The 10000-nt window shown below is 45.5% G+C and carries 12 protein-coding genes; 9 read left to right on the top strand and 3 right to left on the bottom strand.

Going from position 1 to position 10000, the window contains the following annotated elements; all coding sequences use genetic code 11:
• Together LDL40_RS03580 and LDL40_RS03575 are read left to right on the top strand one after the other, a co-directional pair.
• Nucleotides 1-1427 (top strand): SPOR domain-containing protein (locus tag LDL40_RS03580; RefSeq protein WP_300993743.1); only part of this gene is annotated, 1427 nt, incomplete at its 5' end.
• Nucleotides 1428-1463: 36 nt separating this feature from the next.
• Nucleotides 1464-2363, top strand: a complete 900-nt coding sequence (locus LDL40_RS03575) for a Dam family site-specific DNA-(adenine-N6)-methyltransferase (RefSeq protein ID WP_300993742.1) — start codon at nucleotides 1464-1466, stop codon at nucleotides 2361-2363.
• On the opposite strand, the gene LDL40_RS18775 is transcribed toward LDL40_RS03575, so the two are convergent.
• From LDL40_RS18775 to LDL40_RS03565, 3 genes are all read right to left on the bottom strand, one after another.
• On the bottom strand, nucleotides 2282-2476 hold the full coding sequence (locus tag LDL40_RS18775) for a DUF2970 domain-containing protein (RefSeq protein WP_367304296.1): 195 nt from the start codon (nucleotides 2474-2476) through the stop codon (nucleotides 2282-2284). The genes LDL40_RS03575 and LDL40_RS18775 overlap by 82 nt on opposite strands.
• 1 nt (nucleotide 2477) lies before the next feature.
• Nucleotides 2478-2744 (bottom strand): hypothetical protein, encoded by a 267-nt coding sequence (locus LDL40_RS03570; RefSeq protein ID WP_300993741.1) that lies wholly within the window; start codon nucleotides 2742-2744, stop codon nucleotides 2478-2480.
• A gap of 166 nt (nucleotides 2745-2910) precedes the next feature.
• The gene (locus LDL40_RS03565) at nucleotides 2911-3663 is read right to left on the bottom strand and encodes a TorF family putative porin (protein WP_300993740.1); all 753 of its coding nucleotides are present in this window, start codon (nucleotides 3661-3663) and stop codon (nucleotides 2911-2913) included.
• Between the two features lie 240 nt (nucleotides 3664-3903).
• Here LDL40_RS03565 and rpe point away from each other — a divergent pair, with 240 nt between their 5' ends.
• From rpe to LDL40_RS03530, 7 genes are all read left to right on the top strand, one after another.
• Nucleotides 3904-4578, top strand: coding sequence for a ribulose-phosphate 3-epimerase (gene rpe, locus LDL40_RS03560; protein WP_300993739.1), 675 nt, complete (start codon nucleotides 3904-3906; stop codon nucleotides 4576-4578).
• Entirely contained in the window at nucleotides 4578-5261 is a 684-nt protein-coding gene (locus LDL40_RS03555; RefSeq protein ID WP_300993738.1) for a phosphoglycolate phosphatase, read from the top strand. The genes rpe and LDL40_RS03555 overlap by 1 nt, the downstream gene beginning before the upstream one ends.
• Complete coding sequence (gene trpS, locus LDL40_RS03550) at nucleotides 5262-6293, top strand: tryptophan--tRNA ligase (protein ID WP_300993737.1); 1032 nt, start codon at nucleotides 5262-5264, stop codon at nucleotides 6291-6293.
• 153 nt (nucleotides 6294-6446) lie between these two features.
• Entirely contained in the window at nucleotides 6447-7043 is a 597-nt protein-coding gene (locus LDL40_RS03545) for an aminodeoxychorismate/anthranilate synthase component II (protein WP_300993736.1), read from the top strand.
• 30 nt (nucleotides 7044-7073) lie between these two features.
• Nucleotides 7074-8189 carry an HDOD domain-containing protein gene (locus LDL40_RS03540; protein WP_300993735.1) on the top strand — a complete coding sequence of 372 codons (1116 nt, stop codon included), beginning with the start codon at nucleotides 7074-7076 and terminating at the stop codon, nucleotides 8187-8189.
• A 321-nt stretch (nucleotides 8190-8510) separates the two neighbouring features.
• Complete coding sequence (locus LDL40_RS03535; protein WP_300993734.1) at nucleotides 8511-9728, top strand: aspartate aminotransferase family protein; 1218 nt, start codon at nucleotides 8511-8513, stop codon at nucleotides 9726-9728.
• Nucleotides 9729-9842: 114 nt separating this feature from the next.
• Nucleotides 9843-10000, top strand: a 158-nt coding sequence (locus LDL40_RS03530; RefSeq protein WP_367304297.1) for an arginine N-succinyltransferase, incomplete at its 3' end; no start/stop codon positions are given.

Here is a 10000-nt window from a genome sequence, read left to right as displayed (position 1 = left end):
TGGTGCTGGTTGATGACGCCGATCTGTTAACAGAGGCCAGTTGGCAATTGATCCAACAATTGCCTGTCAGTGTTTTTGTCAGCTGCCTGAAAGCAAAAAGCGATATCAGACTAGCCATGAATATTCCAGCCTTCAGCGAAGAAGAAGCTGCGGAGTTATTAGCTCCTTACCATCTAGCTGGTCGTGAGTTGCGTGAACGTATAGAAGATTGTGCTGGTGATCTGCATTTGTTATTACATGGATTAAACGCAACCCCTTTGCGCAAACCAGCAACTGTTTTGAAGCCAAAAGCTGACACTTCAGCCTCAGCTCTGACTTTTTCTGCTAAAGAGGAGCCAGTAGCACCGGTTTTTGTTGCCAACGCCGCTGAACAGACTTTTGATTTAACTGGCCGCGACGACCCTTTAGGATTTCGCGCTTTGGACACGGCTGACGAAAGACCAGCATTTAGCATAGAAACAGAGCGGCGCAGTGACTATCGCAGTCAGGCTACACAGCAAAAACAGTCTGCGAAAAAGGCTTCAGGGCAGTTCTTTTCACCTTTTTTAGTCATGAGTCTTGGTTTTGGTCTTATTGCAGCAGTAGTGATGTTCTGGTTATGGACCGAACAACAGTTCCGTCAACCTGTAGCGGATGATATGGTGCCTTATTACCAAAGTTCCGAAGAGAGCAATGCTGCAGCCCGCTTACAGGCTGAACGCAGATTTGAACCGACTGTAGAAATAAAACAAGAAATGCCGACTGAAGTGTCCTCTTCAAATAATACAGCTTCTGCTGACCAAAGTGTTTCTGAGGGCATGCCACAGATGGCTATGGATAAAACTACTGACGCCGCCACTATGATAGTGCAAAAGGAAGTCGCAAAAGACGACAATGGTTTGCCACAGCAGCAGATTGTTTCTATGACTATAGAGTCTGAGCCTATGCGCGAGCAGCCTGTCATACCCGCTTTACCAGCCCCTGGAGCAGAACAGGTTGTGACTGAACCTGCGGCGGAACCAGCACCAGCTGCCAATGAGCCTCAACCTGCCGTTGCTGAAGAGCCGAATGATCTGGTCGCTGAAATGACTGCAGATTCAGCTGAAACCGTCCAACCAGCTTCATCTGCCGCTCGAAACGGTTCAGATTACGATGCCGCTGTGTTATTGGCGATGTTGCCGGATACTGTGGCCATTCAACTTGGCGTTTTTTCACAGGAAGCAGCCGCAAAGAAATTTTTGCAACAATATTCCAGCTTAAATCTGCAGTTGTATCAGCGTCAGCAGCAAGGAAAAGTCCAGTTTGTCGTGGTATCAGCCTCTTATGTCAATGGCGGTGCCGCGCGACAACAGGTTAAATCTTTGCCGGAAGAGTTAAGACAACAAACACCTTTTGTGAAGCCACTTAGTGATATTCAACGTGAAATACGTTCAGCTAATGCCAACTAAAATCACATTGATGGGTTCCGCAAAGGTGGCTCTGTGATGCTGAAGAAGTCCAGAGCGTTCCTGAAATGGGCTGGTGGTAAATACAACCTGGTCGATGCTATTTCGCTACAGCTTCCGGATGCGCCACTGTTGGTGGAGCCTTTTGTTGGCGCTGGTTCAGTGTTTTTAAATACAGATTACCCTGCCTACCTGCTAAATGATATCAATGCAGATCTCATTAACCTTTATCAGTTGTTACAAACTAAACCCGGGGATTTTATTGCTGATGCCCGGGCCTTGTTCGTGCAAAGCAGCAACGATAAAAACAGCTATCTGTCTTTTCGGGAAGAATTTAATCAAAGCTCAGACAGTTATCAGCGGTCCCTGTTGTTTTTGTATTTGAACCGCCATGGTTATAACGGCTTATGCCGTTATAACGGCAGTGGTAAGTTTAACGTACCTTTTGGTAGCTACAAAAAGCCCTATTTCCCTGAAGCAGAATTGTGGTTTTTTGCTGAAAAAGCGCAGAAGGCTAAATTTGTCTGTATGAACTACAGCGAATTGATGCAGAACCTCGAGTCGCCAGCAGTGGTATATTGTGATCCGCCTTATGTGCCGCTCAGTCGTACCGCAAGTTTCACTTCTTATGCAAAAAATAGTTTTGATTTGGATGATCAGGCGCAACTGGCTAATCTGGCGGAGAATTGTCAAAGCCGGGGTATCAGCGTGGTGATCAGTAATCACGATACCACTTTAACTCGCAAGTTATATGAAAAGGCGCGACTTACTTCAATTCAGGTTGGTCGTTCTATCAGCCAAAACGGCGCTACACGAGGCAAAGTAGCCGAGCTTTTTGCTTTATACAACGCAACTAATCAGCCTGCTGTAACCCAACTGACCAGTACCAACAATAGTATGATAAAAACAACCACGGCGAAAATTGCTACCGCAAGGTAAGGCCATAAAGTAGTGGTTTGAAAATCTTGCTGACGCTGTTGTTCTGACTGCACCCCAATAATGGCGCCGAATACTGCTTTGAGGACTTGTTTGAAGCTTGGGGCCTTGGACATTTTAACCTCTATGGTCAAAACGATTCAGCAGCTCCAATAGATCAACGAAATGGAATTGAGTAGAACGGCTATTGCCTTGTAACCAACTAAACCAGCTTTGTTGTGTTGGTTTACACAATGAGGACATAGCGAGGGGTTTTGTTGGTTCTGCTTGCACCGCAGCCTGACATAATTCAGTTGTTGAGCCTTTGTGCTGATGAGCAAAAATACCAATACACAAACCAATGGCCAATACGGACATCACTTTGCGCTTTGCTAGTTGCTTCATACGAACCTCAACTGGTTGAATTATGTGCTGAATCATACTTAAGTTGAGAACAAGTTACAAGTTTATAACTCCAAAGCATAGTGACAAAAGTCACTTTAACAGCTGCAGGTTAAGACAGGCCCGGACTAATCAGGGCAAAACTAAAGTTCTGCCCTGACCATGGTGCTTAGAAAGATTTGCTTAATGTCAGAACTGCGCGACCATCACACAGATTACATTCTGCAGAGCCGTCTATATCAGTATCAGCGTATTTTAACGAGACACCTGCGCCAAGTACTTCAGTACTAAAGCCAATACTCCAGTCGATATAAGTATCGCTGTCGACAGGACCAGCAGCTAAGAACGTTTCGAACTCACCTTCGTCTTCAAACACGTTGTAACCAAAGTGCAGATCCAGTGCCAGGTTGTCCACCAGGCTGTATTTATAGTCGCCTGATAAGTAGTAGTAGTCTTCAACACCTGCACCAAAATAATCCGGTGAATAGGCAACACCTAATGTCAGGTTCTGATAAAAAAACTTGGCATAACCTTCGTAGAAGTTGAATTCGTCAACGGCATTATCACCTTTTGGATAACGGTATTGCATCACCCCTACGTCGACATTCCAGCTGTCGTTTAGGGCGCCAGTCCAGCCCGCTAAAATATCCAGCTCCATACTGCCTTCGCCAAACTTGATATTTGAACCCCAGCCAGACAAATAAAATCCAGATTCGCCACTTAACGTAAAGCCACCCTGCACAGCCGGGCCTTCATCCGTTTGAGAAATACCACGGAATAAATAATCAGAGGTAAAGGCCACATTGCCCGTCAGGCTGGCGGCACCAACGCCAAAACTGCTGCCTGCAATAAATAATGCTAAGAGGCTACGGCGAATTGTTTTGCTTGTTGCTTTTGTTCCCAGTGTAACTTTTTTTGTCATTTTATTTGCCCTTATCTATTAGTTCCCACCAATACAGTCCATTTTTTGTGCCATTGCATTATAGTCAATTAAATCAATTAGATATTTAAATAGTATTACAAGGCCTTTTGATTTATGTGCAAAAGTGGTGCGATGTTGCCATTTTTTCGTGCAGCAGAGCTTGCCAACAAAGATGATTTTTTCCTAACGATTCAGTAAAGTCTTGGCCTTGCGTTCGCACAATAGCTTTTGGGAGATTAGATGCGCCAACCAAACTGGATAGCTCCGTCAATTTTATCCGCAGATTTTGCCCGCTTGGGCGAAGACGTGGCCAGGGTTTTAGCCGCAGGAGCTGATATTGTGCATTTTGATGTCATGGACAATCATTATGTGCCTAATTTAACTTTTGGCCCTATGATATGCAGTGCATTGCGTAACTATGGCATTACAGCGCCGGTTGATGTGCATCTGATGGTTGAAAATGTCGATAGTCTGGTCCCCTCTTTTGCTGCGGCAGGGGCTTCAATTATAAGTTTTCACCCGGAAGCCTCCAGGCATATAGATCGCACATTACAATTGATCCGACAGCATGGCTGCAAAGCTGGTTTGGTGTTTAACCCAGCAACGCCGCTCAGCTATTTAGACTATGTGTTGGATAAAGTCGACTTAGTCCTGTTGATGTCGGTGAACCCCGGTTTTGGTGGTCAGTCCTTTATTCCCGCTACTTTAAATAAGTTAAGACAAGCGAGACAGATCATTGATCAAAGTGGTTTGCCAATACGGCTGGAAATTGATGGTGGAGTTAAAGTAGAGAATATTCGCGAGATAGCCGAAGCTGGTGCTGATACTTTTGTCGCTGGTTCTGCAATTTTCAGCCAAAACGACTATCCAAAAGTTATAGAGCAGATGAGAGCTGAATTGGCCGGAGTGAAGTAATGCGGTCTTTTCAGTGTATAGCTTTTGATTTAGACGGTACTTTAGTCGATAGTGCGCCAGATATTTTACCTGCATTAAATCAGATGATGTTTAGGCTTGGAAAAGCCGAAGTCAGTCTGAGGCAAGTTCAGCATTGGTTAGGTAACGGTATGGCGATGCTGATTAAAAGAGCTTTAACAGGCGAACTAAGTCCTGTTCATTACGACGCCAACGAATTTGAACAGGCTCAGCTGCTATTTATTGATTTTTATCGGCAAAGTAATGGCTCTGCCACCCGCCTTTTTGAGCAAGTCCCTGAAGTCTTAGCGCAATTGAGTCTGCTTTATCCACTTGCTGTCGTGACTAATAAACCCCGGCAGTTCACCGAACCGTTGTTACAGCATTTGGGAATTGGTCATTTTTTCAAAGCTATCTGGTGTGCAGACGATGTAGCTCATGCCAAACCTGAACCCGATATGCTGTTGGCTCTGGCCAGGCAACAAGAGTTTTTAGCCGGAGATATTTTGCTGGTCGGAGATTCCGAAAACGATATATTTGCAGCCCGTGCTGCTGGTATGCCTGTTATTGCGCTGAGCTATGGGTATAATCACGGCCAATCCATTGCGCAAAGTATGCCGGATCTGGTGTTGGAGACTTTTTCTCTGCTGCCGGAGGCGATCTCAAGTTTAGAACAGGAAAGATAGATGTCAGAGCCAAAATCCATTACGCCAAAAGCAAAACCTGTAGTCTTAAGTGGTGCCCAGCCTTCAGGCCAGCTCACCATAGGCAATTACCTGGGAGCTTTACGCCAGTGGGACAGGATGCAGGACGACTATGATTGTCTGTACTGCATAGTGGATTTACATGCCATTACAGTGCGCCAGGATCCGATAGCCTTGCGTAACGCTTCATTAGACAGTCTGGCTTTGTACCTGGCCTGTGGCATAGATCCAAATCGTTCCAGTGTCTTTATGCAGTCTCATGTGCCTGAACACAGCCAACTGAACTGGATCCTGAATTGTTACACTCAGTTTGGCGAATTAAGTCGTATGACGCAGTTTAAAGATAAATCTGAGCGTCATAGTAATAACGTGAATGCCGGTTTATTTACTTATCCCGTGCTGATGGCTGCCGATATACTGGTTTATAACGCTCATCAGGTACCGGTAGGGCATGATCAGAAACAGCACTTAGAGCTGGCTCGTGATATAGCAACACGTTTTAATGCGCTGCATGGTGATGTCTTTACAGTGCCAGAACCTTATATTCCAGGCGTTGCCGCACGAGTGATGAGTTTGCAGGAACCGACAAAAAAAATGTCTAAGTCGGATGAGAATCCTTGGAATTTTGTTGGTTTGCTGGAAGATCCAAAGATGATCAGCAAGAAGTTCAAGAAGGCCATGACAGACTCTGAAGATCCACCTCGCGTCGCCTATGATCTGGAAAACAAAGCAGGTGTGGCTAACTTATTGAGTATATTAAGTGGTGTGACTGGCAAGTCGATAGAAAGCCTGGTCGCTGAGTACGAAGGTAAGATGTATGGCCATTTAAAAGGGGACGTGGCCGACGCTGTCATCGCATTGCTGGAACCTGTGCAGACCAGGTTTCATCAAATCCGTCAGGATCAGACTCTGATGAATCAGGTGTTAAAGCAAGGGGCCACACAAGCCCGGGCTCGTGCTGCTGTTACCCTTGAGAAAGTCTATGATGCTGTAGGTTTTGTGTTACCCACTTAGAGCCGTCACGCTTAGAGCCTCAGCTTTGCTGACTTTCTGCCCTGGCCAGGTGACGTAAGATAATTATGTGACCTGTGCTGAGCCTTTGTCCGCTTGCTGAAATGAAATGACTCAGGGTTTGATTGCTAATAATGCTGTAAAAGCCGGATTGTTATGATTTTATTGATAGATAATTACGATTCTTTTACCTACAATTTAGTTCAGTATTTTGCTGAATTAGGTGAGCAGGTACTAGTACGTCGCAATGATGAAATCAGCCTGACTCAAATCGCGGCGATTCGGCCTTCCAGTCTGGTGATATCTCCTGGTCCTTGTAGTCCGGATCAGGCGGGGATTTCGTTAGCAGCCATTAAGCATTTTGCCGGGCAGCTGCCTATCTTGGGCGTTTGTTTGGGGCATCAGGCTATAGCTCAGGCTTTTGGTGCTAAGGTGGTTAGAGCAAAAACTGTGATGCACGGTAAGAACTCGCTGATCAGACATCGGCAGCGTGGTCTTTTTGCAGGGTTAAATAACCCAATGAGTGTAACTCGTTATCACTCTTTGGTAGTGGATAGAGCCTCAGTGCCGGACGATTTTACTATTGAAGCCTGGACTGAGGCAGACGAATCGGAAATTATGGCACTGTCGCATAAGAAACTGCCTGTCCATGGGGTGCAATTTCACCCCGAGGCGATCTTAACCGAGCAAGGGCATCAGTTACTGCAGAATTTTCTGACATTGTGCAACGGCCTGAACAATAATGATAAATAAGCTGTGTAAATTCACGGGTAAAGGGTAGTTATGTCTTCGTTTTCCTCCTCTTTGGAGCAGTTGTTTATAGATAATCTGATTGGCGTTGACCCCAACCAGAAACGCTTACGTTATTTAAAAAACCAGCAGATGGAAACAGATACACGCCAGATGCTGGAAGTTGAACGTAAGGCTCTTGAGGCGCGTCAGTCTGGCGAAAATGCTAAAAAAATCTTTCTCGATTTTACTCAGGCTCATTTGCATGATGAAGTTGCGCAAGAGTTGATGCAAAGGCTGAGCAGTATTGAAGTTATCAGCAGTTCTCTTTTTGATTTAGGTCCCAATTTCCCTGCTTTAATTGACGCATTAAGCGCAAAAGCTGTCACGCTCAACCAATTGGACCCGTTGATCAGCAACGTGGAATGGCTGAAAGAGGATATACTGCGCTTAGTGAATCAACCGCGCTATCGCAACAAAACCAGTTCAGGCAATTTGGTGAAAGACATCAAAACCGCTTTGCGTTTTTTAGGTGTTGAAGCCTTACAGTCTTTAGTTCCGGTTTATGCCTTCCGGCATTGCATTCCACATTCCACCGATCCTTTTTTACAGTTTAAAGTGAAGATCTGGGAATACTCTTTAGCAACAGCATTAGCCGCACGGGCTATAGCGGATTCACAAGGTTTAAACGGTTTTGTCGCTTTTTGCGCTGCCATGTTCCAAACCATGGGCCATATGGTAGTGATCCGTAATTACCTGCGTAGTTATGCTCAGGTGAAACGAGCAGAGTTGCTGCGGGCCAGAGATGCCCGTGATACTGAGTTGACCGATGCTTTAGAGGCCTTAGACGCCGATGCGGGCTTCTTATCCAGCAGCATTGAAGAATTCGCAGGTATTATCAGCGCCGATCTGATTGCCCGCTGGCAATTGAAGCGGATGCCATTGGCCGCTATTTTAGATCAAATTGTCGACCAGACCCCGATGAGCAGCTGCACCGATCTAACCCGCGTCGTGAAACAGGCCAATACCTATGTTCAGGTTAAGTTTTTGGTGCAGGAACAGCGCTTAGAAGTAGATGATGCGAATAAAGCACTGCAGGACGCAGGCATTCACAACGAAATGCGCAAAATGTTAGCGCAATTGGACCTGAAAAAACTGTCTTTTGAATAATTTTAAAAAAATTAGTCAATAAACATGCAGTTTTTTTTGTCAGTGTAGCCCTGTTGTTCAAAGTCAGAGCAGATCAACAGGGCTATTTGTTCTCAGGTGTTTTTTTGTTCTGTTTCTTCAGTTGTACTAATAACTAGTTATTCACATCCTATGCAAAACTATCTGGAAGCCTTATTTTTCAAGGGTTTTGGAGGTTTTGAACGCAAGACATTTCATTTTTTATCTGTAATAATGCGATGAAGCATCTTTTTCCGTCCGTCGTTTTTTGCTGGAAAATCAAGCAAGCTGAACAGCGGACTTTTATTGCAGCAGAGGTAAAAAATGACAGAACATATTCAGGTCACCCGTGCGCTTTTTGATGAAGTGATGGTTCCCAATTACGCACCAGCTCCTATTATTCCGGTTCGTGGTCAAGGCTCACGCGTCTGGGACCAGGCGGGCCGTGAATACGTTGATTTTGCAGGTGGTATAGCGGTGAACGCTTTAGGCCATTGCCATCCGGCTTTAGTGTCGGCGCTCAAAGACCAGGCGGATAAGTTATGGCATTTAAGCAATGTGATGACGAACGAGCCGGCTTTACGTCTGGCGCAGAAGTTAGTCGACAGTACCTTTGCCGAAAAAGTCTATTTTGCTAACTCTGGTGCTGAAGCGAACGAAGCCGCTTTAAAGTTGGCTCGTCGTTGGGCTTTGGATAAGTTTGGCGAGCAAAAACAGCAAATTATCTCTTTTGGTAAAAGTTTCCATGGCCGTACTTTTTTCACTGTTACTGTAGGTGGTCAGGCTGCGTATTCAGATGGTTTTGGCCCTAAGCCAGGTGGAATAGACCACGCTGAATACAATAACCTGGACAGCCTCAAAGCGCTGATATCGGACAATACTTGTGCTGTTATTCTGGAGCCTTTGCAAGGTGAGGGCGGCATCATTCCTGGTGATTTGGCTTTCTTGCAAGGTGTTCGTGATTTGTGTAATCAGTTTAATGCACTGATGATTTATGATGAAGTGCAATCAGGCGTAGGCCGTACCGGTAAGTTGTATGCCTATATGCACACTAATGTAGTGCCAGACATTCTGACGACGGCCAAATCTTTAGGCGGCGGTTTCCCGGTAGGCGCAATGTTAACCACCACAGCCATTGCCAGCCATTTAAAAGTTGGGACTCATGGCAGCACTTATGGCGGTAACCCCTTGGCTTGTGCTGTGGCAGAAGCAGCTTTAGACACTATCAATCAGCCTGAAGTACTGAATGGGGTGCTGGAGCGGGAAAAACTGTTCCGTCGTGAATTAGCCGCTATCAACGAAAAACACAATGTATTCAGTACAGTACGTGGGCAAGGTATGTTGCTTGGTGCTGTGTTAAACGAGGAGTTTAAAGGCCGTTCACGCGACTTTTTCCTCGCTGCTGCCGATCAGGGCCTATTTGCTCTGGTCGCAGGACCTGACGTGATCCGTTTTGCCCCTTCGTTAGTGATCCCTGAAGCAGATATTATCGAAGGTATGCAGCGTTTCGAAAAAGCAGTAGCGCAAGTGAAGCAAGGTTAACCTTAGCCTGAATCGCATTGCGCTGTCTGACGATAAAAAGATTAAAAAAATAAAGCAAAAATTGAAGCGCCTGTAACAAGGCGCTCTGAAGCAAATTAACTGGAGTAAGCGACTATGATGGTCATTCGCCCAATCCGAGCCGAAGATTATCCTGAACTGTATGACATTGCTGTCGAATCTGGTCATGGCTTTACTTCGTTGCCCGTCAATGATGAGTTGTTACAACGCAAGATCAGCCGTTCTGAAAGCTCTTTTGCAAAAAAGGTGCTGAA

This window comes from Rheinheimera sp., assembly GCF_020217005.1.
Taxonomy (GTDB): domain Bacteria; phylum Pseudomonadota; class Gammaproteobacteria; order Enterobacterales; family Alteromonadaceae; genus Pararheinheimera.
The sequence above is the reverse complement of the archived record's forward strand: the minus strand, read 5'-3'. Positions and strand labels throughout refer to the sequence as shown.